General features: G+C 69.2%; 23 protein-coding genes and 1 tRNA gene. 20 read left to right on the top strand and 4 right to left on the bottom strand.

What is annotated here, in order from left to right:
* Positions 1-169 precede the first annotated feature (169 nt).
* From GEV10_23480 to GEV10_23470, 3 genes are read right to left on the bottom strand one after another with little or no spacing between them, the layout of a single operon-like run.
* Positions 170-1,759 carry a M1 family peptidase gene (locus tag GEV10_23480; protein ID MQA81407.1) on the bottom strand — a complete coding sequence of 530 codons (1,590 nt, stop codon included), beginning with the start codon at positions 1,757-1,759 and terminating at the stop codon, positions 170-172.
* A 22-nt stretch (positions 1,760-1,781) separates the two neighbouring features.
* Positions 1,782-2,798, bottom strand: coding sequence for an adenosine deaminase (locus GEV10_23475; protein ID MQA81406.1), 1,017 nt, complete (start codon positions 2,796-2,798; stop codon positions 1,782-1,784).
* Between the two features lie 27 nt (positions 2,799-2,825).
* A complete protein-coding gene (locus tag GEV10_23470) occupies positions 2,826-4,055 on the bottom strand; it encodes an aminotransferase class I/II-fold pyridoxal phosphate-dependent enzyme (GenBank protein MQA81405.1) in 1,230 nt (409 codons plus the stop codon).
* A 202-nt stretch (positions 4,056-4,257) separates the two neighbouring features.
* Here GEV10_23470 and GEV10_23465 point away from each other — a divergent pair.
* From GEV10_23465 to rplA, 5 genes are all read left to right on the top strand, one after another.
* Positions 4,258-4,331: transfer RNA gene (locus GEV10_23465), tRNA-Trp, on the top strand.
* Positions 4,332-4,393: 62 nt separating this feature from the next.
* Positions 4,394-4,672: a preprotein translocase subunit SecE gene (gene secE / locus GEV10_23460; protein MQA81404.1), complete on the top strand. Its 279-nt coding sequence runs from the start codon at positions 4,394-4,396 to the stop codon at positions 4,670-4,672.
* An 81-nt stretch (positions 4,673-4,753) separates the two neighbouring features.
* Positions 4,754-5,596, top strand: coding sequence for a transcription termination/antitermination protein NusG (gene nusG, locus GEV10_23455; GenBank protein MQA81403.1), 843 nt, complete (start codon positions 4,754-4,756; stop codon positions 5,594-5,596).
* 27 nt (positions 5,597-5,623) lie between these two features.
* Positions 5,624-6,058, top strand: coding sequence for a 50S ribosomal protein L11 (gene rplK / locus GEV10_23450; protein ID MQA81402.1), 435 nt, complete (start codon positions 5,624-5,626; stop codon positions 6,056-6,058).
* Positions 6,059-6,127: 69 nt separating this feature from the next.
* On the top strand, positions 6,128-6,838 hold the full coding sequence (gene rplA / locus GEV10_23445) for a 50S ribosomal protein L1 (GenBank protein ID MQA81401.1): 711 nt from the start codon (positions 6,128-6,130) through the stop codon (positions 6,836-6,838).
* A gap of 9 nt (positions 6,839-6,847) precedes the next feature.
* Here the strand turns inward: rplA and GEV10_23440 are convergent, their stop codons facing one another.
* A complete protein-coding gene (locus GEV10_23440; GenBank protein ID MQA81400.1) occupies positions 6,848-7,543 on the bottom strand; it encodes a hypothetical protein in 696 nt (231 codons plus the stop codon).
* Positions 7,544-7,823: 280 nt separating this feature from the next.
* Between GEV10_23440 and rplJ the strand changes: the two genes are divergently transcribed.
* From rplJ to GEV10_23365, 15 genes are all read left to right on the top strand, one after another.
* Positions 7,824-8,462, top strand: a complete 639-nt coding sequence (gene rplJ, locus GEV10_23435) for a 50S ribosomal protein L10 (GenBank protein ID MQA81399.1) — start codon at positions 7,824-7,826, stop codon at positions 8,460-8,462.
* A 37-nt stretch (positions 8,463-8,499) separates the two neighbouring features.
* A complete protein-coding gene (rplL, locus tag GEV10_23430; protein ID MQA81398.1) occupies positions 8,500-8,883 on the top strand; it encodes a 50S ribosomal protein L7/L12 in 384 nt (127 codons plus the stop codon).
* 229 nt (positions 8,884-9,112) lie between these two features.
* Positions 9,113-10,132 carry an ATP-binding cassette domain-containing protein gene (locus tag GEV10_23425; protein MQA81397.1) on the top strand — a complete coding sequence of 340 codons (1,020 nt, stop codon included), beginning with the start codon at positions 9,113-9,115 and terminating at the stop codon, positions 10,130-10,132.
* Positions 10,129-10,899 carry an ABC transporter permease gene (locus GEV10_23420; GenBank protein MQA81396.1) on the top strand — a complete coding sequence of 257 codons (771 nt, stop codon included), beginning with the start codon at positions 10,129-10,131 and terminating at the stop codon, positions 10,897-10,899. Before GEV10_23425 ends, GEV10_23420 begins: the two co-directional genes overlap by 4 nt.
* Before the next feature lie 113 nt (positions 10,900-11,012).
* Complete coding sequence (locus GEV10_23415; protein MQA81395.1) at positions 11,013-11,789, top strand: ABC transporter permease; 777 nt, start codon at positions 11,013-11,015, stop codon at positions 11,787-11,789.
* 114 nt (positions 11,790-11,903) lie between these two features.
* The gene (locus GEV10_23410; protein MQA81394.1) at positions 11,904-13,199 is read left to right on the top strand and encodes an MCE family protein; all 1,296 of its coding nucleotides are present in this window, start codon (positions 11,904-11,906) and stop codon (positions 13,197-13,199) included.
* A gap of 136 nt (positions 13,200-13,335) precedes the next feature.
* Positions 13,336-14,331, top strand: a complete 996-nt coding sequence (locus GEV10_23405; GenBank protein ID MQA81393.1) for an MCE family protein — start codon at positions 13,336-13,338, stop codon at positions 14,329-14,331.
* A complete protein-coding gene (locus GEV10_23400) occupies positions 14,328-15,329 on the top strand; it encodes an MCE family protein (GenBank protein ID MQA81392.1) in 1,002 nt (333 codons plus the stop codon). Before GEV10_23405 ends, GEV10_23400 begins: the two co-directional genes overlap by 4 nt.
* A complete protein-coding gene (locus GEV10_23395; protein ID MQA81391.1) occupies positions 15,326-16,486 on the top strand; it encodes an MCE family protein in 1,161 nt (386 codons plus the stop codon). Before GEV10_23400 ends, GEV10_23395 begins: the two co-directional genes overlap by 4 nt.
* Positions 16,483-17,751: an MCE family protein gene (locus GEV10_23390; GenBank protein MQA81390.1), complete on the top strand. Its 1,269-nt coding sequence runs from the start codon at positions 16,483-16,485 to the stop codon at positions 17,749-17,751. Before GEV10_23395 ends, GEV10_23390 begins: the two co-directional genes overlap by 4 nt.
* 6 nt (positions 17,752-17,757) lie before the next feature.
* Positions 17,758-19,056: an MCE family protein gene (locus GEV10_23385; GenBank protein MQA81389.1), complete on the top strand. Its 1,299-nt coding sequence runs from the start codon at positions 17,758-17,760 to the stop codon at positions 19,054-19,056.
* The gene (locus GEV10_23380; protein ID MQA81388.1) at positions 19,053-19,610 is read left to right on the top strand and encodes a hypothetical protein; all 558 of its coding nucleotides are present in this window, start codon (positions 19,053-19,055) and stop codon (positions 19,608-19,610) included. Before GEV10_23385 ends, GEV10_23380 begins: the two co-directional genes overlap by 4 nt.
* The gene (locus GEV10_23375) at positions 19,610-20,131 is read left to right on the top strand and encodes a hypothetical protein (protein ID MQA81387.1); all 522 of its coding nucleotides are present in this window, start codon (positions 19,610-19,612) and stop codon (positions 20,129-20,131) included. The genes GEV10_23380 and GEV10_23375 overlap by 1 nt, the downstream gene beginning before the upstream one ends.
* A gap of 413 nt (positions 20,132-20,544) precedes the next feature.
* Positions 20,545-24,012 (top strand): DNA-directed RNA polymerase subunit beta, encoded by a 3,468-nt coding sequence (gene rpoB / locus GEV10_23370; GenBank protein ID MQA81386.1) that lies wholly within the window; start codon positions 20,545-20,547, stop codon positions 24,010-24,012.
* Positions 24,013-24,094: 82 nt separating this feature from the next.
* Positions 24,095-25,347, top strand: a 1,253-nt coding sequence (locus GEV10_23365; GenBank protein MQA81385.1) for a DNA-directed RNA polymerase subunit beta', incomplete at its 3' end; no start/stop codon positions are given.

The following is a 25,347-nucleotide window of genomic DNA, read 5'->3' as shown; positions in this document are numbered from 1 at the left end:
CACCCGCGAAGTGCCTTTCTCCAAGAGCAACAGGACCGTCGACAAGTCCCAGTTTCCCTTGCAGACAAGGCACTTTCGCATCACCACACCCCGTGTCGCCCCACCAGGTGTGAAAGACCGAGGTTAACGTGATCAACAGGGGCAGGCCTGGGCCCTGAGCCCTACGGCGTCAGGCCAGGTGGGCGTGCCGGTGCTGCCGGTTCGTCTTGGCCTTCGCCACCTTCTCGTCCGACGGCGGGTCGACGGTCCAGTCCGGGTGGCCGGGCATCGGCGGGGTCGTCGTGCCGTACACCCACGGCTCGAGGAAGCCGCGCAGGTCGCGCCTGGCCACCTGTGAGGCCAGCGTGACGAAGTCGTCGGTGCCCGCGACGCCGTTGGCGTTCTTCTTGACCCAGCGCTTCTCGATCGCGCGGAACGTCGCGTCGCCGACCTTCTGCCGCAGCGCGTAGAGCACGAGCGCGCCGCCGCCGTAGACGTTGTCGCTGAACAGCGTGCTGTCGTCGGTCGGCTTCGCCACCGGCCCGTACGCCATGCGGTAGGTGTCGCCCTGCGCGTACTGCTCCTTCATGGCGTCCTCGAGCGTGCCCTCACCCAGCTTCTGGCCGTAGCGCAGCTCGTACCAGGTGGCGTGGCCCTCGTTGAGCCACAGGTCGCTCCAGGTCGCCGGCGCGACGTAGTCGCCGAACCACTGGTGCGCCAGCTCGTGGACCATGATCGTCTCGACCCACGGCTCGTCGACGGTGAAGATGTCCGCCGGGTACAGCGAGACCGTCTGCGTCTCCAGCGCGAACCCGAAGTCGGCCTCGAGCCCGAGGCTGCCGTAGTTCTGCAGCGGGTAGTCGACGCCGATCTGGCGGTTCAACCAGGTCAGGTGCTGGGACTGCTTCTTCAGCTTCGGCTTCGCCGCGGCGAGCAGGTCCTTCGGCATGACGTCGCGGAGCGGGGTGCCGTCGGCCGCCCGGTGCTCGAAGACCGCGAAGTCGCCGACCGCGACCTGGACCAGCTCGGTCGCGATCGGGTCGGTGGACCTGAAGGTGCGGGTGACCTTGCCCTGGTTGTGGGTCGTGGACTTCAGCGTCCCGTTGCCCACGGACGAGAGGTTCTCCGGCGTGGTCACGTCGATGGTGTACGTGGCCTTGTCGGACGGGATGTCGTTGTTCGGGTAGGCCGACTGCATGCAGTTGGGCTGCCCGGCGAGGCCGAAGCCGTCGTCGGTGGGCAGCCACGCGCTGCCGGTCAGCGGCGGGATCGGCACGCAGTCGTGCTCCGCACGGGGGTCCGCGACGTACGTGACGTCGACGCGGAACTTGCCGCGCAGCGGCCGGTTCGGGGTGATGACGAGCTCGGCGCCGTCCCTGCGGTAGTCGGCGATCCGCCCGTTCACGGTCAGCCGGCTGATGTCGTTGCCGTCGAAGTCGAGGTTGAAACGCGACAGCGGCTGCGTGGCCTTCGCGTCGATGCCGGCCGTGGCCGACACGAGCCTGGTCTCGGGGTCGTAGTCGAGGCCGAGGTCGTAGTGCAGCGCGTCGTAGCCACCGTTGCCGAGGCCGGGGAACAGCCGGTCGCCCGCGCTCGGCGAGCCGGGCCCCGGCGGGGCGGCGAGCGCCTGCGGGCCGCCGAGTCCGACGGTGAGGGCGAGCGCGGCACCGGCGGCGACGACGGTCCTCGTGGGCATGCGCATCGGTAGACCTCCACTGGATCGCAGTGAACGACGTCGTGCGGAGAACGGCGCGCCGAGCGTACTCAGCCGCACCGACATCGGCGACCGGAATGACGGAGCGTCAACCTTCCCGGCCGAGCCAGGCGTCGACGCCCGCGAGCAGGGAACGCCGGAGATCGGCGGGCGCCGACGAGCCGTGGACCGACTGGCGGGCGAGCTCGGCGAGCTCGCCGTCGGTGAAGCCGGCGTCGCGCGCGAGCGCGTACTGCGCGGTCAGGCGCGGCCCGAACAGCAGCGGGTCGTCGGCGCCGAGTGCCATGCGCACGCCTGCGTCGTACAGCTGTCGCAGCGGGACGTCGTCGGGCTTCGCGTACACGCCGAGCGAGACGTTGGACCACGGGCACACCTCGAGGGTGGTGCGGGTGGCCGCGAGGCGGTCGACGAGCGCCGGGTCCTCGGCCGCGCGCACCCCGTGCCCGATGCGGTCGGCGTGCAGGGAGTCGAGGCAGTCGCGGACGCTCGAGGGTCCGCACAGCTCACCGCCGTGCGGCAGGCTCGGCAGGCCCGCCCGGGTGGCGATGACGAACGCGCGCTCGAAGTCGCGCGGGTCGCCGCGCCGCTCGTCGTTGGACAGGCCGAAGCCGACCACGCCGCGGCCGGCGTACTGCGCGGCGAGCCGGGCGAGGGTGCGCGCCTCCATCGGGTGCCTGATGCGGCTGGCCGCGACGACGATCCCGATGCCCACGCCGGTCGACGACGAGGCGTCGCGGGCGGCGTCGAGGACGAGGTCGGTGAACGCCGTGATGCCGCCGAACTGGTTCGCGTAACCGGACGGGTCGACCTGGATCTCCAGCCAGCCCGAGCCGTCGGAGCGCTCGTCCTCGGCCGCCTCCCTGACCAGCCGCCTCACGTCCTCCTCGCGGCGCAGCACCGAGCGGGCGACGTCGTAGAGCCGCTGGAACCTGAACCAGCCGCGCTCGTCGGCCGCGGACAGCTCGGGCGGCCAGTCGTCGCGCAGCGCGTCGGGGAGGCGGACGCCGTGCCGGTCGGCGAGGTCGACGAGCGTCGAGTGGCGCATCGAGCCGGTGAAGTGCAGGTGCAGGTGCGCCTTGGGCAGCGCGACGAGCGACCGACTCACCAGCGCCCCTCTCCCCCGTACGAGCCGCTACTTCGCCTCGGCGAAGAGGCGCTGCAGGCGCGAGACACCCTCGACCAGGTCGTCGTCGCCGAGCGCGTACGAGAGCCTGAGGTAGCCGGGGGTGCCGAACGCCTCGCCTGGCACCACCGCGACCTCTGCCTCCTCCAGCGCGAGCTCGGCGAGGTCGACCGACGTGGCCGGCGTGCGGCCGCGGATGTCCCTGCCGAGCAGGCCGTGCACCGCGGGGTAGACGTAGAACGCCCCCTGCGGGTCCGGGCAGGTGACGCCCTCGATCTCGTTCAGCATCGGCACGATCGTGCCCCGCCGCCGGTCGAACGCCGCCCGCATGCCCGCGACCGCCTCGAGATCGCCGGACACGGCGGCGAGTGCCGCGCGCTGCGAGACGTTGGCGACGTTGCTCGCCGCGTGCGAGTGCAGGTTGGTCGCGGCCTTGACGACGTCCTGCGGGCCGATGAGCCAGCCCACCCGCCAGCCGGTCATGGCGTAGGTCTTCGCGACGCCGTTGACGATCACGCAGGTGTCGGCGAGCTCGGGGACGAGGGTCGGCATGGAGGCGTGGGTGGCGTCGCCGTAGACGAGGTGCTCGTAGATCTCGTCGGTGACGACCCAGATGCCGTGCTCGACGGCCCACCGGCCGATGGTCGTGATCTCGTCCGGCGACAGGACGGCGCCGGTCGGGTTGCTCGGCGAGTTGAACAGCAGCACCTTGGTGCGGTCGGTGCGCGCGGCCTCCAGCTGGTCGACGTCGACGTGGTAGCCGGTCGACTCGTCGGTGTGCACGAGGACGGGCACGCCGCCGGCGAGCTTGATCGACTCGGGGTAGGTCGTCCAGTACGGGGTCGGCAGCAGCACCTCGTCGCCCGGGTCGAGCAGCGCGGCGAACGCCTCGTACACGGCCTGCTTGCCGCCGTTGGTGACGAGGATCTGCCCGGGGGAGACCTCGTAGCCGGAGTCGCGCACGGTCTTGGCCGCGAGCGCCTCACGGAGCTCCGGCAGGCCGCCGGCGGGGGTGTACCTGTGGTTCCTCGGCTCCCGGCACGCCGCCGCGGCGGCCTCGACCACGTGGTCGGGCGTGGGGAAGTCGGGCTCGCCTGCGCCGAAGCCGATGACCGGACGGCCCTGCGCCTTGAGAGCCTTCGCCTTGCTGTCGACGGCCAGCGTGGCCGACTCCGTGATGCCCGCCAGCCGGGCGGAGACGCGGGTACGGATGCGGGGCCTGGTTGTGCTCTCGGTCATGCACATATCGTCGCACCACCGCCACGCTCCGCCGCACCGGTATCCACGCCCTGAGACCCCTGCCGCCGGGCGTCCCGGGGAGAAGCCCCGTTCGACGTCGCGGCGGCGTGACCCGTAGACTGCTGTGGTTGGCGGTCCTTACCGCCCGCTGTGACGTACCCGGGATCGTCTCCCGGGCACCTGCGGGAGGCTGGACGGCCGTAGGGCAGTAGCTCAACTGGCTAGAGTACCGGTCTCCAAAACCGGCGGTTGGGGGTTCGAGTCCCTCCTGCCCTGCGTCGAGCAAGAGGACAGCGAGCGAGAGCACAGCACGTAGAGCACAGCGAGCAGAGGAAACGGTGACCGAGACCAAGGGCCCCACCAGGGACGCCAAGCGAGGGTCCGCCGACGACCGGTCGGCCGACTTCGTCTCGCCCGGCGTGCTGCGCAGCTTCTTCCGGGCCCCCGGCGTCTTCTACCGGGAGTGCGTGGCCGAGCTGCGCAAGGTCGTGTGGCCGACCCGCAAGCAGGTCGTCACCTACACCTCGGTCGTCCTCGTGTTCGTCCTCGTCCTCATCGGCATCGTGACCGGCCTCGACTTCGCCTTCGGGAAGGGCGTGCTGCAGATCTTCAGCTGACCGCTGTCAGCCGGCACTGCGAGCCCGAGGCCGCACTTCGCACCACCCGAACGAGACGGAGAACGCACCATCGTGACCGACATGGCGCCGGAGGACGGCGCACGGCACTCCCTGGCCGAGACCGACGTCGAGGCGCCCGGTGCCGACCAGGACACGACCGTGGACGACCAGGCGGAGTCGACCACGGACGAGGCCGGCGACCCCGCGGACGCGTCGACCGATGCAGTCGCGACCGATGCGGTCGCGGACGCCGAGGGAGCCGACGAGGCGGGAGCCGACGAGGCGTCCGCGGAGCCGACCAACGGCGTGAGCCCGGCCGCTGAGATGGCCGCCCCGCTCCCCGACGACGAGGACCCGCTGGCCGAGCTCCGCGACCGGCTGCGCAGCTCCATCGGCCACTGGTACGTCATCCACTCCTACGCCGGCTACGAGAACCGCGTGAAGACCAACGTGGAGAGCCGGATCACCTCGCTCAACATGGAGGACTACATCTTCGAGGTGGCGGTGCCCACCCAGGAGGTGACCGAGGTCAAGGGCGGCAAGCGCCAGCAGGTCACCCAGAAGATGCTCCCCGGCTACGTCCTCGTCCGCATGGACCTCACCGACGAGTCGTGGGCGGTCGTCCGGCACACCCCCGGCGTCACCGGCTTCGTCGGCGTCGGCAACCAGCCGGCACCGCTGACGACCGACGAGGTCGTCGCGCTGCTCGCGCCGGCGGTCGAGCGGAAGCCGGCCAAGCAGGCGCCGAAATCGGTCGAGTTCGAGGCCGGCGAGTCGGTCACCGTCATGGAGGGGCCGTTCGCCACACTCCCGGCGACGATCAACGAGATCAACGTCGACTCGCAGAAGCTCAAGGTCCTCGTGTCGATCTTCGGGCGCGAGACCCCGGTCGAGCTCTCGTTCGATCAGGTACAGAAGATCTAGGTCAAGGAAAGAAGACGGAACGGGTTCATGCCTCCCAAGAGTAGGAAGCTCTCTGCGGTCATCAAGCTGCAGATCCAGGCGGGCCAGGCCACGCCGGCCCCGCCGGTCGGCCCCGCGCTCGGCCAGCACGGCGTCAACATCATGGAGTTCTGCAAGGCGTACAACGCCGCCACGGAGCAACAGCGTGGCAACGTCGTACCCGTCGAGATCTCGGTGTACGAGGACCGCTCGTTCACCTTCGTCACCAAGACGCCCCCGGCGGCCGACCTCCTCAAGAAGGCGGCGAGCGTCGAGAAGGGCAGCGGCGAGCCGCACAAGACGAAGGTCGGCACCGTCACGCGTGACCAGGTGCGCGAGATCGCCAGGACCAAGATGTCCGACCTCAACGCGAACGACGTCGAGGCCGCGGCGAACATCGTCGCCGGCACGGCTCGCTCGATGGGCATCACCGTCAAGGAGTAGGTAGCAGTCAGTCGTCAGTGGGAGGGCCGAGCGAGCCCGCACCACGAACCTTTCGAAGGCAGAGGGAAGATGAAACGCTCGAAGACATACCGCGCCGCGGCCGAGCCGATCGACGCGAGCAAGGTGCACTCGCCCGCCGAAGCGGTCACGCTCGTGAAGCAGGGCGCGAAGACCAAGTTCGACCAGACCGTCGACGTCGCCGTCCGTCTCGGCGTCGACCCGCGCAAGGCGGACCAGATGGTCCGCGGCACCGTCAACCTGCCGCACGGCACGGGCAAGACGGCGCGGGTGCTGGTGCTCGCCGGCGGCCAGAAGGCCGACGAGGCCATCGAGGCCGGCGCCGACTTCGTGGGCACCGACGACATGATCGAGAAGATCCAGGGTGGCTGGCTCGACTTCGACGCCGTCGTGGCCACGCCCGACCTGATGGGCAAGGTCGGCCGGCTCGGGCGGGTGCTCGGCCCGCGCGGCCTGATGCCGAACCCGAAGACCGGCACGGTCACCATGGACGTCACCAAGGCGGTCGGCGACATCAAGGGCGGCAAGATCGAGTTCCGCGTCGACCGGCACGGCAACCTGCACTTCGTGATCGGCAAGGCGTCGTTCGACGAGCAGCAGCTCGTGGAGAACTACACCGCCGCGTTCGACGAGGTCGTCAGGCTCAAGCCGTCCACGTCGAAGGGCCGCTACGTCAAGAAGGTCACCATGTCCTCGACGATGGGCCCCGGCGTCCAGGTCGACCCCAACACCCGCAGCTCCGCCGCTGCAGCCGACGACTGAGTTCGGCAGTCAGCGTCTGACGGCCGGCAGCCGCGCGTCCACGGCCTTGACGGCCGCGGCGAGGACGGCCGTGAGCACGACGACGCCCGCGACGTTGCGGACGACGACGAGGTAGCCGAGCGCGTCGACGTCCAGGAACGGGTACGGGTACCAGCCGGTCACCGCACCGTGCACGAAGGTGTAGAGGATCCACGCGAGGGGCCAGACGAACGCCCACGCGATCGTCGACCACGCGACGCGTGGCCGCGGGCCGAACAGCAGCCAGCCGACGAGGGCGGCCGCCGGTGCGACGTAGTGGAAGCCGGCGTTCACCCAGGCACCGACGCCGTGGTTCTCGACGATCGGGGCGAGCAGCGTGACGAACACGATGCCGGTGATGACGATGCTCAGCAGCGCGTCGAGTCGCAGCACCCGCCAGAGCCGTCCGGAGCGGCTCGGGTCGAGCACCAGCCCGACGGAGGCGGCGAGGACGAGGACGTTGCTCTCGACGGTGAAGTAGCTGAACAGGCGTGCGTACCTGGTGCCGGCGTCGACGGGTTGCTCACCGGACGTGGCGTTGACGTCGGCGCCCGTGCGGGCGAGCAGGACGATCTGCGTGACGAGCGAGGCAGCCACGACGACGGCCAGCGCCGCGTGCCAGCATCGGCTCAGGGTGCCTCGACCCGTGGCGGTCGACTCACCCCGTTCGGACCGGACACGCGTCATGGCGCACATGATCGCACCGGTGCCGCCGCCCACCGGGCCCCCGCGCCGATCGGCGCGGGGGCTTGCTACGCTTGGCCCTGCCGAAGACCGCTGGTCGCCGCCCTCCTGGGTGGCTGAAGGTTCTCCTTCCGGAGACGGCCCGCGCAGGTTGACGAACCAAGCACCCCGACGTGACGGTCGGTGGCCGCCCGCCTCGTACGCCTGCGTACGGGGCCTTTCTCTTGTCGGGCTCCTTCCGCGCGGTCCTGAGGCAGACGACCGACAAGACGATGGAGGGCCCATGAGCCGGGCTGACAAGGCGACGGCGGTCGCCGATCTCGCGGAGGCGTTCCGCGAGGCCGATGCCGCCGTCCTGACCGAGTACCGAGGTCTCACCGTCGCGCAGATCGCCCAGTTGCGTCGTGCGCTCGGTGCAGACACGTCGTATCGGGTCGTCAAGAACACCCTCACCAAGATCGCGGCCAAGGAGGCCGGCGTCGACGTGTTCGACGACCTCCTCCAGGGCCCGAGCGCCATCGCGTTCGTCAAGGGCGACCCGGTCGAGGCGGCGAAGAGCCTCCGCGACTTCGCCAAGGACAACCCGCCGCTGGTGATCAAGGGCGGCCTGCTGGACGGCCGCCCGCTGAGCCGCGACGAGCTCGCCAAGCTCGCCGACCTGGAATCCCGCGAGGTTCTGCTCAGCAAGCTCGCCGGCGCGATGAAGGCGTCGCTGTCCGGTGCCGCCGCGCTGTTCCAGGCACCGCTCACGAACGCCGCGCGGCTGGCCGAGGCGCTGCGCGCCAAGGTCGAGCAGGAGGGCGGCGCCGAGGCGGCGACCGAGACATCCGCCGACGCCGACGCCGAGGCACCTGCCGCGGCCGAGGCAGAGGTAGCTGCCGACGCTCCGGCCGAGGCCGAGGGTTCGACGACCGAGTCGTAGAGACGTACCACCGACAGACACCGAGAGGACACGCCAGATGGCGAAGCTCAGCACCGACGAGCTGCTCGACACGTTCAAGGAAATGACGCTGCTCGAGCTCAGCGACTTCGTGAAGCAGTTCGAGGACACGTTCGACGTCAAGGCCGCCGCGCCCGCCGCGGTCGCCGTCGCCCCCGCGCAGGGTGCCGACGCCCCGGCCGCGGAGGAGCAGGACGAGTTCGACGTCGTCCTCGAGAGCGCCGGCGAGAAGAAGATCCAGGTCATCAAGGAGGTCCGCGGTCTCACCAGCCTCGGCCTGCGCGAGGCCAAGGAGCTCGTCGAGGGCGCGCCGAAGCCGATCCTGGAGAAGGTCGACAAGGACGCCGCGGCCAAGGCCAAGGAGGCGCTCGAGGGCGCCGGGGCCACCGTCACGGTCAAGTAGACCGCCAGGTCAGCACGAGAATGGGGCGTCCCGAGGGGGCGCCCCATTTCTCCGTTCTGGGGAGATCTACCCGGTTCGTTCCGGGGTCTTGCTACGGACCGTACCGGCCAGTAGGTTCTTCGTCCTACGGGGCGTACGTGCGGTGGTTCACCGCGTGACCCTCGTCGCGTGACATCGTTGGGCAGCGCAGCCGCGACCGCGGCCCGCCGCCGTGCCGTGAGGAGGCTCCGTGGGCGTCGAGGTCCGCATCGAGGGACTGTCGAAGTCCTTCGGTCGGCAGGTGATCTGGGAGGACGTCTCGTTCACCCTGCCTGCCGGTGAGATCTCGGTGCTGCTCGGCCCGTCCGGCACCGGCAAGTCGGTCTTCCTCAAGTGCCTCGTGGGGCTCCTGAAGCCCAACCAGGGCTCCATCGACATCGGCGACGTCGACGTCTGCAGCTGCTCGGAGAAGGAGCTCTACGAGGTCCGTCGCCTGTTCGGCGTGCTCTTCCAGGACGGCGCGCTGTTCGGCTCGATGAACATCTACGACAACGTCGCCTTCCCGCTGCGCGAGCACACCCGCAAGTCCGAGCGGGAGGTGCGGTCCATCGTGATGGGGCTGCTCGACATGGTCGGGCTCGCGGGCTCGGAGAAGAAGCTGCCGGGCGAGATCTCGGGTGGCATGCGCAAGCGCGCCGGACTCGCCAGGGCGCTGGTCCTCGACCCCGAGATCATCCTGTTCGACGAGCCCGACTCGGGCCTCGACCCGGTGCGCACGGCCCACCTGAACCAGCTCATCGTCGACCTCAACCAGCAGACGGCCGCGACGATGCTGATCGTCACCCACGACATCAACACGGCGCGCACGGTGCCGGACAACATCGGGCTGCTCTACCACCGGCACCTCGCCATGTTCGGCCAGCGCGAGATGCTGCTGTCCAGCCACGAGCCCGTCGTCCGCCAGTTCCTCAACGCCCAGCGGGAGGGGCCGATCGGCATGGCGGAGGAGAAGGACGCCGACGAGCTCATCCAGGAGGCGTCGGCCGGGCACGACCTGCCGCCGCTCCCGCCGATCCCGCTGCAGCAGATGCCGACCAACGGCAGGCCGCGGCCGAGCCAGCGTCCGCCGGGGGAGTGGGGCAGGCGCTACGGCGTCGAGCCGCCGCCCGGCTCGTTCGCCGCCGCCGCACCCGGCCACGGTGGCGCCTCGTCGGCCACGACGACGTCCGTCCCCGCGCTCAGCGACCCGCCGACGGTGGTCGACCGATGAGCTCGGGCTTCCTCGCTCCGCTGCGGAGCTCGGGCCAGCTCTTCGCGCTCGCCGGCGACACCTTCCGCGCGACCTTCCGCCGTCCCTTCCAGTGGAAGGAGATGGTCGAGCAGTCGTGGTTCGTGGCGAGCGTGACGATCCTGCCGACCGCGCTGGTCTCGATCCCGTTCGGCGCGGTCATCGCGCTGCAGGTGGGCGGTCTCGTCCGCCAGCTCGGGGCGCAGGCGTTCATCGGGTCCACCGCGGTGCTCGCGGTCGTCCGCGAGGCCTCGCCGATCGTCACCGCGCTGCTGATCGCCGGCGCCGGTGGCTCCGCCGTGTGCGCCGACCTCGGCTCCCGCAAGATCCGCGAGGAGATCGACGCGATGGAGGTGCTGGGCATCAACCCGATCCAGCGGCTCGTCGTGCCGCGGGTGATCGCGATGATGCTCGTGGCCGTCCTGCTGAACGGCCTGGTCTCGGTCGTCGGGGTGTGCGGCGGGTACTTCTTCAACGTCGTCCTCCAGGGCGGCACCCCCGGCGCCTACCTCGCGTCGTTCACCGCGCTCGCGCAGCTGCCCGACCTGTGGGCGGGCGAGTTCAAGGCGCTGGTCTTCGGCGCGCTCGCGGCGATCGTCGCGTCGTACAAGGGGCTCAACGCCGGCGGCGGTCCGAAGGGCGTCGGCGACGCCGTCAACCAGTCCGTCGTGATCACGTTCATGCTGCTGTTCTTCGCCAACTTCATCCTCACGGCCGTCTACTTCCAGGTCATACCGCAGAAGGGCTGAGCTCACCGGTGTCCCAGCAACTCGCCGATCGACCCGCGGCAGGCGACGTCCTGCGCGGGGCATTCGGCGTCGCCGGGCGCACCGCGCGTGCGCCGGGCAACCTGCTGGAGGTGATGGGCAGGCAGCTGTCCTTCTACGGCCGCGCGATCGCCTGGACCCCGCGCACCGTCGTCCGCTACAAGAAGGAGACGATCCGGCTGCTCGCCGAGGTGACCCTCGGCTCCGGGGGCCTCGCCGTCATCGGCGGCACGGTCGGCGTGATCGCGTTCATGACGTTCTTCGTCGGCACCGAGGTCGGCCTGCAGGGCTACAGCGCGCTCAACCAGATCGGCACGTCGGCGTTCTCCGGGTTCGTGTCGGCGTACTTCAACACCCGCGAGATCGCGCCGCTGACCGCCGGTCTCGCCCTGTCGGCCACGGTCGGCTGCGGCTTCACCGCGCAGCTCGGCGCCATGCGGATCAACGAGGAGGTCGACGCCCTCGAGGTGATGGCGGTCCCCTCGATCCCGTACCTCGTCACGACCCGCCTCGTCGCCGGCTTCGTCGCGGTGATCCCGCTCTACATCATCGGCCTGCTGGCCTCCTACCTCGCGACCCGCACGATCGTGACCTTCTACTACGGCCAGTCGGCGGGCACCTACGACCACTACTTCCACCTCTTCCTACCGCCGCAGGACGTCCTCTGGTCGTTCCTCAAGGTGCTGGTCTTCGCCGTCGTGATCATGCTGGTGCACTGCTACCACGGCTACACCGCGTCCGGCGGTCCCGCGGGCGTCGGCGTCGCGGTCGGCCGTGCGGTGCGCACCTCGATCGTCGCGATCAACGTCGTCGACTTCTTCCTCAGCCTCGCGATCTGGGGCGCCACCACGACCGTGCGGATCGCGGGGTGACCTCATGACTGTGTTCCCCGGCGACATCCTCCGCTCCGCTCCTCGCTCACGTGCGGTCGGCGTCGAGGGTGCAGGTTCCGAGCTCGCTGCGATGCTCACTCCGGAGGTCGCCTCATGACTTCCCGAATCCGCTACCAGGCCTACGGCATCGCCCTCGTCGTCGTCCTCGCGCTGCTCGTGGGCATCTCGATCGCCGCCTACCAGAAGCGCTTCACCCCCGTCGTCGACGTGACGGTGAAGGCGCAGACGGTCGGCACCCAGCTCAACGTCGGCGGCGACGTCAAGATGCGCGGGGTCGTCGTCGGCGAGATCAGGCAGATCACGTCCGACGGCAGGTCGGCGACCATCAGGCTCGCGCTGAAGCCGGAGCAGGTGCGGCACATCCCGGCCAACTCGTCCGCCAGGTTCGTGCCCAAGACGCTGTTCGGCGAGCGGTACGTCGACCTGCGCCCGCCGCAGATCGCCAGCACCCGCACGATCGGCCGCGGCGACGTGATCCCCGAGGACCGCTCGGCAGCCGCCCTCGCACTCAACCGGGTGCTCGACGACCTGCTGCCACTGCTGCGCACGCTGGAGCCTGACAAGGTGCAGGCCACCCTCAACGCCCTCGCCACCGCGCTGGAGGGCCGGGGCGAGCAGATCGGTGACAACCTCGAACGCCTCGACACCTACCTCAGGGAGATCAACCCGCACCTGCCGGCGATCAAGCACGACATCAAGGCCATCGCCGAGGTCGCGAAGATGTACGACGACGTCATCCCCGACCTCGCTGCCACGTTGCGGCACGTGAGCAACACCGCGCAGACGGTCTCGGAGAAGGAACGCACCCTGCAGGAGTTCCTCACCTCGACGACGACGTTCGCGGTCACCGCACGCGACTTCCTCGGCCGGCACGAGGCGCGGCTCATCGCCGTCGGCGACGTCAACCGACCGACGCTCGAGCTGCTCGCGCGGTACTCACCGGAGTACCCGTGCCTGCTGGCCGGGCTGGCGGAGTCCGACAACGAGCAGCTCGCGAAGACGTTCGAGAACCGGCGCCTGCACATCACCATGGAGATCATCAAGGCCAGGCCGGCGTACCAGCCGGGCGAGGACGCGCCCGAATGGACCGACAAGCGGGGGCCCGACTGCCGGGGCCTGCCGGACCCCGACGTCCCGTACGATCCGGGGATCCACTTCGAGGACGGCACGCAGGACGACGGCTACAACAACCCCGGCCGCAGCGCGGAGTCGGGCCTGCCGCCCGGCCTCGGCGGGCCGTCGGCGAGGGTGACCGGCACCGCCGCGGAGAAGCGGACGATCGGCGCGCTCGTCGCGCCGGTCACCGGCAAGTCGGCGGACGAGGCCCCGGACATCACCACGTTGCTGTTCGGGCCGATGGCGCGCGGGACGGCGGTGAGTGTGTCGTGAAGACGAGCCGAGTGCAGGAGCTCGACGAGCGCGCCGTAGGTACGGGCCGCGACGTCACGAGTAGCGCTGGCGACCGCTCCGCGGCACGTGCCGGAGGCGCGGGAGGAGGCGGGCACTCGTGAAGACGGCGGGCAATCTGGTCAAGCTGATCGCGTTCGCGGTCGTGACGATCCTCGCGACCGCCCTGCTGGCGACGACCATCTCCAACGCCAGCTTCCGGGCCGCGAAGGAGTACCACGCCGTCTTCGCCGACGCGACCGGCGTCCTCGAGGGCGACGACGTCCGCATCGCCGGTGTACGGGTCGGCGAGGTGCAGCACGTCGAGGTGTACGAGCGCACGAAGGCGCGCGTCACGTTCACCGTCGACGAGACCCGTGACGTCCCCGCGAGCACCCAGGTCAGCGTCAGGTGGCGCAACCTGATCGGACAGCGCTACCTCGCGCTCGCGGAGGGCGTCGGGTCCGAGCAGCCGCTCGGCGAGGGCGACACGATCCCGGTCTCGCACACGGCACCCGCGCTCGACCTCGACACGCTCTTCAACGGCTTCAAGCCGCTGTTCGAGGCGCTCGACGCCAAGCAGGTCAACACCCTCGCCAACGAGATCGTGCGGACCCTGCAGGGCGAGGCGGGCAGCATCAACAGCCTGCTGAGCCACACCGCCTCGCTCACCAACCACATCGCCGACCGCGACAAGATCATCGGCCAGCTGATCGACAACCTCAACGCCGTGCTCGGCAACCTGCACGCGCACAACGACCAGCTCAACGACCTGCTGATCCAGCTGCAGCGGTTCGTCACCGGGCTGGCGAACGACCGCGACGCGATCTTCGGCTCGCTCGGCAGCATCAACACCCTCGCGCGCACCACCGGCGACCTGGTGGGCGACGTGCGTCCCGAGGTACGCGACGACGTCAAGCAGCTCGGCCGCGTGACCAAGACGCTCGACGACAACCGCGACACCGTCGACGAGACGCTGAAGAAGCTCCCGGACCGGGCCAACAAGCTGAGCCGCACCGGGTCCTACGGCTCGTGGTTCAACTTCTTCCTGTGCGACTTCGACGGCCAGGTCGTGCTGCCCACGGGCAAGGTGATGTCACCGACCTTCCACTCCGAGGAAGCGAGGTGCCGGTGAAGCCCTTTCGCGAGATGAACCCGGTGCCGATCGGCGTGATCGGCATCGCGATCATCTGCTGCCTGCTCGTGGCCGCGTTCAACATCGAGAGCGTGCCGCTCATCGGCGGCGGCAAGACGTTCCGTGCCGCGTTCACCGAGGCGGGCGGCCTGAAGGTCGACGACGAGGTGCGGATCGCCGGCGTCCGGGTCGGCAAGGTCGAGGACGTGTCGCTCGCGGGCAAGCGCGTGCGGGTCGACTTCCGCGTCGACGACGAGGAGACCTGGGTCGGCGACCGTTCGGGCGCCGCGATCAAGATCAGGACCCTGCTGGGGGAGAAGTATCTCGCGCTGGTGCCGAAGGGCACCGAGCCGATGGCGGAGGACGCCGAGATCCCCACGTCGCGCACGCTCGCTCCATATGACGTCGTCGAGGCGTTCAGCGGGCTGACCGAGACGGTGCAGAAGATCGACAGCCGCAAGCTCGCGGAGGCGTTCGACACGGTGTCGACCACCTTCGCCGACTCGCCCGACGAGGTGAAGGCGTCGCTGCGCGGCCTCACCCGGCTGTCGCGCACGATCTCCAGCCGCGACGCCAAGCTGAAGGAGCTGCTGGCGAGCAGCAAGGGCGTGACCAAGGTCCTGTCCGACCGCAACGAGGACTTCACCAGGCTGCTGCGCGACGGGGAGAAGCTCTTCAAGGAGGTCAGGGCCCGCCGGGTCGTCATCCACCAGCTGCTGGTCAACACCGTCGTGCTGTCGACCCAGCTCACCAAGCTCGTCGAGGAGAACCGCGCCCAGATCAGGCCGGCGCTGAAGTACCTCGCGCGCGTGGTCGCGGTGCTGCAGAAGAACCAGAACAACCTCGACAGGAGCATCACGTCCCTGGCGACGTTCGTGAACCTGTTCGGCAACGTCGTCGGCACCGGGCGATGGTTCGACGCCTACATCCAGAACCTCGTCCCGCTGCCCCCCAGCGTGAGCCTGCCGAAGACCCCGGTCTCGGGGGGCGGGTCATGAGCTCCACCCGCATCCTGCGCTTCGGCGTCCTCGTCCTCGTCGCCGCGCTCCTGCTCGGCATCGTCGGCGTCGTCCTGTCCCGCACCGGCGAGATCAGTGGCACCGCGTACTTCAGCCGTACGGTCGGTCTCTACGAGGGCTCCGACGTGCGAGTGCTCGGAGTGCCGATCGGCAAGGTCGACGAGATCACCCCTGAGGGCGACGTCGTCCGCGTCGACTTCCACTACGACGACGAGCACAAGGTGCCCTTCGACGCCAAGGCGTTCGTCGTCGCACCGAGCATCGTCAGCGACCGCTACCTCCAGCTCGCGCCGGTCTACGACGGCGGGCCGACGATGAAGGACGGCGCCAGGATCCCGCGGTCCCGCACCGCCGTGCCGGTCGAGCTCGGCGACATCTACCGCTCGCTCGACGACGTCAGCGAGGCGCTCGGACCCAACGGTGCCAACGAGAACGGCTCGCTGTCGCGCCTGCTGAAGGTCGGCGCGGAGAACCTCGGCGGCTCGGGCGACGACGTCAAGACCACGATCGAGGAGGCGTCGAAGGCGCTCGAGACGATCAACGGCGGCAGCGACGACCTGTTCTCGACGGTCCGCAACCTGTCGACGTTCACCACCGCCCTGAAGAAGAACGACGCGGCCGTCGTGGCGTTCAACAAGGACCTCGCCGGGATCTCGGAGCAGCTCGACGGCGAGAAGGACGAGCTCGCGGCGGCGCTGAAGAACCTCGGCATCGCCCTCGGGCAGGTCGAGAAGTTCGTCCGGGAGAACAAGGCCGGGCTGAAGAAGAACATCGACGGCCTCGCCGAGGTCACCGGCGTCCTCACCAAGCAGCAGAAGGCCCTCGCCAGGTTCCTCGACGGCGCACCGGTGGCGTTGTCCAACCTGCAGCTGGCGTACAACGGGAAGTACGGCACGCTCGACAACAGGAACAACTTCCGCCAGCTCAACGACCCCGCCATGTACCTGTGCACCCTGCTGATCTCGCTGCACGTGCCGCAGCAGCAGTGCGACCTGATCAGGCAGGCGTTCGGGTCGGTCACCAAGAAGCTGCCCAAGGGCAGCTCGCTGGCGCTCGACCCCAACCAGCGCTCGGTCAACGAGCCGGTCGGCAAGCCGGACAAGACGCTCGCCGGCATCCTGGGAGGCAAGCGATGACGCGGCCTCCCACTCCCGGTCGGCGCGGGCCCCGCGGGCTCGCCGGGCTCGTCGCGGCGGTCACCGCGCTCGCGGTGCTGGTCTCCGGCTGCACGTTCCAGGGCGTCTACGACCTGCCGCTGCCCGGCGGCGCCGACACCGGCGACGACCCGTACAGCGTGGCGATCGAGTTCACCGACGTGCTCGACCTGGTGCCCAGGTCCGCGGTGAAGGTCGGCGACGTCGCGGTCGGGGAGGTCACCAGGATCGAGCTCGACGGCTGGCACGCGAAGGTGTACGTCGAGGTGCAGCGCAAGGTGCGCCTGCCCGACAACGCGGTGGCCGCGGTCCAGCAGACGAGCCTGCTCGGCGAGAAGTACGTCCAGCTCGCCGTGCCCACCGCCGAACGCGCCCGCGGCCGGCTCGGCGACGGCGACGTCGTGCCGCTGTCGCGCACCCAGCGCAGTGCCGAGGTCGAGGAGGTCCTCTCCGCCCTCGCGATGCTGCTCAACGGCGGCGGCCTGCCACAGCTCAAGACCATCAACAAGGAGCTCAACGCGGCGCTGGCGGGGCGCGAGGACAAGATCAAGAGCGTGGTCGACCAGCTCGACACCTTCGTCGGCGGGCTCGACGAGCAGAAGGACGACATCGACAAGGCGATCCGCAACCTCGACTCGCTCGCGGCACAGCTGAAGAAGCAGCAGCCGACCATCGACCGCACGCTGGAACGCGTGCCGCCGGCCCTCAAGGTGCTGACCGAGCAGCGCCGCGACCTCGTCGTGCTGCTTCGCGAGCTCGCGAAGCTGGGCAAGGTCGGCACCCGCGTGATCAACGCGACCAAGGCCGACCTCGAGGCCAACCTCGCGGCGCTGCGGCCGATCCTCACCCGGCTCGCGCAGGCGGGCACTGACCTGCCGGAAGCGCTCGGCATCATGCTGACGTACCCGTTCCCGACGAACTCGGCCGAGGGCATCAAGGGCGACTACCAGAACCTGCACCTCACCGCCGACCTCGACCTCACGCAGATCCTGCAGGTCATCGGCGAGGGTGGCCCCAGCGGCAACCCGCCCGACCTCGGCGAGCTGCCGAAGCTGCTGAAGCAGGACGAGAACGAGCGGGGTCCGTCGCCCGGCGGGCTGCTGCCCAGCGGACTGCTCCCCAGCGAGGGCGCCGAGGGCGGCAGGGGCACGTCCACCCCGTCGCCGACCCCGGGCACCACGCCGCCTGGCGGGTCGTCCGACAACGACGACCTGCTGGGCCTGCTGCTCGGCGGACTGGGTGGGTGAGCGCGAGTGATACGCCGAACCGTCAAGATCCAGCTGGTCGCGTTCCTGGCGATCACGCTGCTCGGCCTGTCGTACGTCAGCGCCAACTACGTCGGGCTGACCGACGCGCTCACCAACCGGCACTACACGGTCAACGTCGACCTCACCGACACCGGTGGGCTCTTCGAGAACGCCGAGGTCACCTACCGCGGTGTCACCGTCGGCGAGGTCGACACGCTGCGGCTGACCAGGGGCGGCGTGCGCGCGGTGCTGCTCCTCGAGCGCGACACCCTCGTCCCCGACGACGCGATCGCCGTCGTCGCCGAGCGCTCGGCGGTGGGTGAGCAGTACCTCGACCTGCAGCCGAAGCGGCGCACCGGGCCGTACCTCTCCGACGACTCGGTGATCCCGGCCGACCGCACCCGGCTGCCGATCTCGTCCACGCAGCTGCTGGTCAACCTCGACGAGCTCGTGAACTCGCTCGACAAGGACGACCTGGTCACGGTGATCTCCGAGCTCGACGCGGCGTTCTCCGGGACGGGCCCGGCTCTGCAGGCGCTCATCGACAACGGCAACGCGGTGCTCGACACGGCGACCGAGAACCTCGAGCCGACGACCCGGCTGCTCGAGGACGGCAGGGTCGTCCTCGACACCCAGCTCGACAGCGCGGACTCGATCAGGGAGTTCTCGAAGCACCTGCGGTCACTGTCGGAGCAGATCGACAGCAGCGACCCCGACCTGCGGCGGCTGCTCGACAACGGGCAGCTCTCCGCGCCCGAGCTCACGTCGCTGCTGCGTACCGTCGACCCGACCATCGGCACCCTGCTCGGCAACCTCGTCACGGCCGGCGGCATCGCGTCGGTACGGCTGCCCGGGCTGCGGCAGATCCTCGTGATGTACCCGGACGTCGTCGCGGGCGGCTACACGGTGACCGCCGACGGCACCTCCCACGTGGGCCTGGTGATCGACCTCACGCCCGTGCCGTGCACCGAGGGGTACGGGTCGACGCCCAAGCGGTATCCCCAGGAGACCGCGGACACGAAGGCCAACGACAAGGCGGCGTGTGACGAGCCGGAGTCGAGCAAGACCGCGGTCCGCGGCGCCCAGAACGCCCCCGGACCCACCGGCGAGGCACCGACCGACCCGGGTGCGTCCGGCCGGTCCGGCGGGGGCACCTCCGCCGGCATGTACCGTTACGACGCGTCGACGGGTCAGGTGACCGGCCCGGACGGTGGACCGGTACGGATGGGGTCGTCGGGAGGCCAGCAGCGAGTGTTCGGTGACGATTCGTGGCAGATGCTCCTCCTGGGACCGCTCGGCAAGTGACGAAGACATCTCGGCGTCCGGCTGGCACTCCGACCCGGCGCGGCGCGCCCGCGCCCGGGGCGGACATACCCGCGGTCATCGTCTACGTGGTCCTCGGCCTCCTCGTCATCCCGGTGGTCGCCGTCACGGTGTTCTCCGCCATGATCGTGGCGCGCCACGGTGCGGTCGCCGACGAGGAGGCGGCGCGCGAGAAGGTCCTTCTCGCCGCCAGGCAGCAGGCCCTCAACTTCACGACCATCGGTTACAAGAGCGTCGACCGTGACGTCCAGCGGGTGATCAACGGAGCGACCGGAGACTTCCGGGCCAGCTACGAGCAGAACCGCACGACGATCAAGCAGACGGTCACCAAGAACAAGTCGACCTCGAAGGGCGAGGTGCTGAGCGCCGGCCTGCGATCGGTCGACTCGGACTCCGCGGTGGCCCTGGTGGTCGTCGACGCCTCGGTCACCAACGTCGCGCACGAGAAGCCGACCCTGCAGAACTACCGCATGCAGCTCGACCTCGCCAAGACCGGCGACCGGTGGCTCGTCTCCGGTGTGGAGTTCGTGGGCTGATGTCGACCGGCATCCTCCGCAGGATCGACTCCAGGCTGGCGTGGCTGGCCTGGACCCAGGTGTTCGCCCTGCCGCTGACGATCCTGCTCTGCGTCGGCGGCCTGCTGTGGCAGACCCTGACGCTGACGACCACCGCCGACCTGGTCGAGATCCGCAGCGACTCCCTCTCGGCCGGCCGGGCGGCCGCCAAGACGCTGCTCTCGTACGACCACCGCACCCTGGACAGGGACTTCGCCGCCGGCCGGCGCGTCACCACCGGCACGTTCCGCGGCGAGTACGCCAAGACGACGAAGGACCTCGTCACCCCCAACGCGAAGAAGTACGACGTCACCGTCACCGCCGAGGTGGTGAGCGCCGCCGTGGTCACCGCGGAGAAGGACCGCGTCGAGCTGCTCCTCTACGTCAACCAGAACACCGTGAGCACCCTCGTCAAGGACGGACGGCTGGACCAGAACCGGGTGCAGATGACCATGGTCCCGGTCGGCGACGACTGGCGCGTCTCCCAGCTCAAGTCCCTCTAGGGGGCAGCGACACGACCCCGGCAGCGTCTCGCGCGTCACGATGGGGTCACGAATCGGACCCGCCCCCGTCGCGGTCGTCGGGCCTGACCCGGCGGACTTCCGGTCCGTCGGCCGGCTCGGCGGGGATCTCGGTGGCCCTCGAGACGGTTGCGGATGGTGACGCTGCCGCCAGAATTCCCTGGATAGCTCGTCAGTATGGGGGCATATGCCCCATTCGTTCCCGCTGAAGTGCTTGACTCGCCGTCGTCCAGGAGAGATCCTGCCAGGGACGTGACAAGTGCATGGATGAGCACTCGACAGCAGTGACCGGTCCGGTTACACTGGCTATTTGCGCTGCCCTCTGACGACCCATTTTCCCCGATGGGTTGTCTGCCGCGCGCGGAGTTCACCGCGAGCCAGTGGAAGGATGCCTGTTGGCCGCCTCGCGTACCACGTCCAGCAAGCCCAAAGGTCCCCGTCGAATCTCATTCGCACGTCTTCGTGAGCCGCTCGATATCCCGAACCTCCTCGACGTACAGGTCGAGGCGTTCGACTGGCTCATCGGAAGCGAGCGTTGGCAGAAGCGGGTGGAGGCGGCGGAGGCCGCCGGAGACCCAGGTCCCTCTCGGCAATCAGGCCTGGAGGAGATCTTCGAGGAGATCAGTCCCATCGAGGACTTCTCCGGTTCCATGTCCCTCTCGTTCCGCGATCACCGGTTCGAGCCACCCAAGTACTCGGTCGACGAGTGCAAGGACAAGGACATCACCTACTCGGCCCCGATGTTCGTGACGGCCGAGTTCGTCAACAACACCACGGGCGAGATCAAGAGCCAGACGGTGTTCATGGGCGACTTCCCGCTCATGACCCCGATGGGCACGTTCGTGATCAACGGCACCGAGCGTGTCGTCGTCTCGCAGCTCGTCCGGTCGCCAGGCGTCTACTTCGAGAAGAGTCTCGACAAGGCGTCCGACCGTGACGTCTTCAGCTCCAAGATCATCCCGTCCAGGGGTGCGTGGCTGGAGTTCGAGGTCGACAAGCGTGACCTGGTCGGCGTCCGCATCGACCGCAAGCGCAAGCAGAACGTCACCGTCCTGCTCAAGGCGCTCGGGTGGGACGAGGCGAAGATCATCGAGCGGTTCGGCGACTACGAGTCGATCCGCAACACGCTCGAGAAGGACCACACCACCGGGCAGGACGACGCCCTGCTCGACATCTACCGCAAGCTGCGGCCGGGTGAGCCGCCGACGCGTGAGTCCGCGCAGACGCTGCTCGAGAACCTCTACTTCAACCCGAAGCGCTACGACCTCGCCAAGGTCGGCCGCTACAAGTTGAACAAGAAGCTCGGACTCGAGCTGCCGACCCTGCAGGGCACGCTGACCGAGGACGACGTCGTCGCGACCATCGAGTACATGGTGCGGCTGCACGCCGGCGAGACCGAGGCGACGCTGTCCGCCGCCGAGGTCACCATCGAGGTCGACGACATCGACCACTTCGGCAACAGGCGCCTCCGCACGGTCGGCGAGCTGATCCAGAACCAGGTCAGGCTCGGCCTGTCCCGCATGGAGCGGGTCGTCCGCGAGCGCATGACCACACAGGACGTCGAGGCGATCACGCCGCAGACGCTGATCAACATCCGGCCGGTCGTCGCCTCCATCAAGGAGTTCTTCGGCACCAGCCAGATGTCTCAGTTCATGGACCAGACCAACCCGATCGCGGGCCTGACGAACAAGCGGCGTCTCTCCGCGCTCGGACCCGGCGGTCTGTCCCGTGACCGTGCCGGTATGGAGGTCCGTGACGTCCACCCGTCGCACTACGGCCGGATGTGTCCGGTCGAGACGCCTGAGGGCCCGAACATCGGCCTGATCGGCTACCTGTCGACGTACGGGCGGGTCAATGCGTTCGGCTTCCTCGAGACGCCCTACCGCAAGGTCGAGAACGGCAAGGTGACCGACAAGGTCGACTACCTGACCGCCGACGAGGAGGACAGGTTCGTCAAGGCGCAGGCCAATGCTGCGCTCGACGCCCAGGGCCGGTTCACCGAGCCGCGCGTGCTCGTCCGACGCAAGGGCGGCGAGGTCGACAACGTCTCCCCCGACGCGGTCGACTACATGGACGTCTCGCCGCGCCAGATGGTGTCGGTGGCCACGTCGCTGATCCCGTTCCTCGAGCACGACGACACCAACCGCGCGCTGATGGGCGCCAACATGCAGCGCCAGGCGGTGCCGCTCATCCACACCGAGTCGCCGCTCGTCGGCACCGGCGTGGAGTACCGCGCCGCCGTCGACGCAGGTGACGTGCTGGTGGCCGCCGAGGCCGGGCTCGTCGAGGACGTCTCGTCCGACGCGATCACGGTCAAGGCCGACGACGACAACCGGCGCACGTACCGGCTCGCCAAGTTCCGTCGGTCCAACCAGGGCACCTGCATCAACCAGCGTCCGCTGGTCGACGAGGGTGCTCGGGTCGAGCAGGGGCAGGTCCTGGCGGACGGTCCGTCGACCGACCAGGGGGAGCTGGCCCTCGGCCGCAACCTCCTCGTCGCGTTCATGTCGTGGGAGGGCCACAACTACGAGGACGCCATCGTCATCAGCCAGCGGCTGGTGCAGGACGACGTCCTCTCCTCGATCCACATCGAGGAGCACGAGGTCGACGCCCGCGACACGAAGCTCGGTCCCGAGGAGATCACCAGGGACATCCCGAACGTCTCCGAGGAGATGCTCGCCGACCTCGACGAGCGCGGCATCGTCCGCATCGGCGCCGAGGTCGGCAACGGCGACATCCTCGTCGGCAAGGTCACGCCCAAGGGCGAGACCGAGCTGACGCCGGAGGAGCGGTTGCTGCGCGCCATCTTCGGGGAGAAGGCGCGGGAGGTCCGCGACACCTCGCTCAAGGTGCCGCACGGCGAGACCGGCACGGTCATCGGCGTCCGGGTGTTCAACCGCGACGACGGCGACGAGCTGCCTCCGGGCGTCAACGAGCTGGTGCGGGTCTACGTCGCGCAGAAGCGCAAGATCACCGCGGGCGACAAGCTCGCCGGTCGGCACGGCAACAAGGGCGTGATCGCCAAGATCCTGCCCGTCGAGGACATGCCGTTCCTTCGTGACGGCACCCCCGTCGACATCGTGCTGAACCCGCTCGGCGTGCCCAGCCGGATGAACGTCGGCCAGGTGCTCGAGATGCACCTCGGCTGGATCGCGAAGACCGGCTGGAAGGTCGAGGGCGACGACGAGGAGTGGAAGAAGCACCTCAAGTCCATCGGCGCCGACCAGGGTGACCCCGGACAGGTCGTGGCCACGCCCGTCTTCGACGGCGCCCGCGACTCCGAGCTCACCGGTCTGCTCGGTGCCACCATGCCCAACCGTGACGGCGAGAGGCTCGTCGGTGCGGACGGCAAGGCGCACCTGCTCGACGGACGCACGGGCGACCCGCTCGAGGATCCGATCGCGATCGGCTACGTGTACATGCTGAAGCTGGCGCACATGGTCGACGACAAGATCCACGCGCGGTCGACCGGTCCGTACTCGATGATCACCCAGCAGCCGCTGGGTGGTAAGGCACAGTTCGGTGGCCAGCGCTTCGGCGAGATGGAGGTCTGGGCGCTCGAGGCGTACGGCGCCTCCTACGCGCTCCAGGAGCTGCTCACCATCAAGTCCGACGACATCCTCGGCCGCGTGAAGGTGTACGAGGCCATCGTCAAGGGCGAGAACATCCCCGAGCCCGGCATCCCCGAGTCGTTCAAGGTGCTGGTCAAGGAGATGCAGGCGCTGTGCCTCAACGTCGAGGTCCTCTCCAGTGACGGTGTCGCCGTCGAGATGAGGGAGACCGACGAGGACGTCTTCCGTGCCGCGGAGGAGCTCGGCATCGACCTCTCCAAGAGAGAGCCGAGCAGCGTCGAAGAGGTATGACACGAGCCGCCCGGGGCGCGAGCTCCGGGCGGCATGACCACCGAACTGCCGACATTGTGATCCAGAAAGAAGGCAAGAGGTCTTGCTGGACGTCAACTTCTTCGACGAGCTGCGAATCGGCCTGGCGACCGCGGACGACATCCGTCAGTGGTCGCACGGCGAGGTGAAGAAGCCCGAGACCATCAACTACCGCACCCTCAAGCCGGAGAAGGACGGGCTCTTCTGCGAGAAGATCTTCGGTCCGACCCGCGACTGGGAATGCTACTGCGGCAAGTACAAGCGCGTCCGCTTCAAGGGCATCATCTGCGAGCGGTGTGGCGTCGAGGTCACCCGCTCCAAGGTGCGCCGCGAGCGCATGGGCCACATCGAGCTGGCCGCCCCGGTCACGCACATCTGGTACTTCAAGGGTGTGCCGAGCCGGCTCGGCTACCTGCTCGATCTGGCGCCGAAGGACCTGGAGAAGGTCATCTACTTCGCCGCCTACATGATCACGTGGGTCGACGACGAGGCCAGGACACGTGACCTGTCCTCGCTCGAGGCCAACATCAGCGTCGAGAAGCAGCAGCTCGAACAGCGGCGCGACGCCGACCTCGAGGCCAGGGCGAAGAAGCTCGAGAGCGACATCGCCCAGCTCGAGGCGGAGGGCGCCAAGAGCGACGCGCGGCGCAAGGTCAAGGAGGGCGCGGAGCGCGAGATGCGCCAGATCCGCGACCGGGCGCAGCGTGAGATCGACCGTGTCGAGGAGGTCTTCTCGCGATTCAAGGGCCTGCGGGTGCAGGACCTCGAGGGCGACGAGCTCCTCTACCGCGAGATGCGCGACCGGTTCGGCATCTACTTCCGCGGCGGCATGGGCGCGCACGCGATCCAGGAGCGGCTGCAGAGCTTCGACCTCGAGAGCGAGGCCGCGAGCCTGCGCGAGACGATCCGTTCGGGCAAGGGGCAGAAGAAGGCCCGTGCCCTGAAGCGGCTCAAGGTCGTGTCGGCGTTCCTCAACACGACGAACAGCCCGCTGGGCATGGTCCTCGACTGCGTCCCGGTGATCCCGCCCGAGTTGCGCCCGATGGTGCAACTCGACGGTGGCCGGTTCGCGACGAGCGACCTCAACGACCTGTACCGCCGGGTGATCAACAGGAACAACCGGCTCAAGCGGCTGCTCGACCTCGGCGCGCCCGAGATCATCGTCAACAACGAGAAGCGCATGCTGCAGGAGTCGGTCGACGCGTTGTTCGACAACGGCCGGCGCGGCCGTCCCGTCACCGGCCCGGGCAACCGGCCGTTGAAGTCGCTGTCCGACATGCTCAAGGGCAAGCAGGGCCGGTTCCGCCAGAACCTGCT

Source organism: Streptosporangiales bacterium (assembly GCA_009379955.1).
Lineage (GTDB): Bacteria > Actinomycetota > Actinomycetes > Streptosporangiales > WHST01 > WHST01.
This window is presented reverse-complemented; position numbering and strand designations above follow the sequence as displayed.

What these genes read in the sequence shown, in the direction of transcription:
- GEV10_23375 (MQA81387.1), top strand. Translation starts at nt 19,610, where the DNA reads ATGTCGACCGGCATCCTCCGCAGGATCGACTCCAGGCTGGCGTGGCTG.
- rplJ (MQA81399.1), top strand. Translation starts at nt 7,824, where the DNA reads ATGAGCCGGGCTGACAAGGCGACGGCGGTCGCCGATCTCGCGGAGGCG.
- GEV10_23440 (MQA81400.1), bottom strand. Translation starts at nt 7,543, where the DNA reads ATGACGCGTGTCCGGTCCGAACGGGGTGAGTCGACCGCCACGGGTCGA.
- GEV10_23420 (MQA81396.1), top strand. Translation starts at nt 10,129, where the DNA reads ATGAGCTCGGGCTTCCTCGCTCCGCTGCGGAGCTCGGGCCAGCTCTTC.
- GEV10_23480 (MQA81407.1), bottom strand. Translation starts at nt 1,759, where the DNA reads ATGTCGGTGCGGCTGAGTACGCTCGGCGCGCCGTTCTCCGCACGACGT.
- GEV10_23390 (MQA81390.1), top strand. Translation starts at nt 16,483, where the DNA reads ATGACGCGGCCTCCCACTCCCGGTCGGCGCGGGCCCCGCGGGCTCGCC.
- GEV10_23415 (MQA81395.1), top strand. Translation starts at nt 11,013, where the DNA reads ATGGGCAGGCAGCTGTCCTTCTACGGCCGCGCGATCGCCTGGACCCCG.
- rplK (MQA81402.1), top strand. Translation starts at nt 5,624, where the DNA reads ATGCCTCCCAAGAGTAGGAAGCTCTCTGCGGTCATCAAGCTGCAGATC.
- nusG (MQA81403.1), top strand. Translation starts at nt 4,754, where the DNA reads ATGGCGCCGGAGGACGGCGCACGGCACTCCCTGGCCGAGACCGACGTC.
- GEV10_23470 (MQA81405.1), bottom strand. Translation starts at nt 4,055, where the DNA reads ATGACCGAGAGCACAACCAGGCCCCGCATCCGTACCCGCGTCTCCGCC.
- GEV10_23395 (MQA81391.1), top strand. Translation starts at nt 15,326, where the DNA reads ATGAGCTCCACCCGCATCCTGCGCTTCGGCGTCCTCGTCCTCGTCGCC.
- rplL (MQA81398.1), top strand. Translation starts at nt 8,500, where the DNA reads ATGGCGAAGCTCAGCACCGACGAGCTGCTCGACACGTTCAAGGAAATG.
- GEV10_23410 (MQA81394.1), top strand. Translation starts at nt 11,904, where the DNA reads ATGACTTCCCGAATCCGCTACCAGGCCTACGGCATCGCCCTCGTCGTC.
- rplA (MQA81401.1), top strand. Translation starts at nt 6,128, where the DNA reads ATGAAACGCTCGAAGACATACCGCGCCGCGGCCGAGCCGATCGACGCG.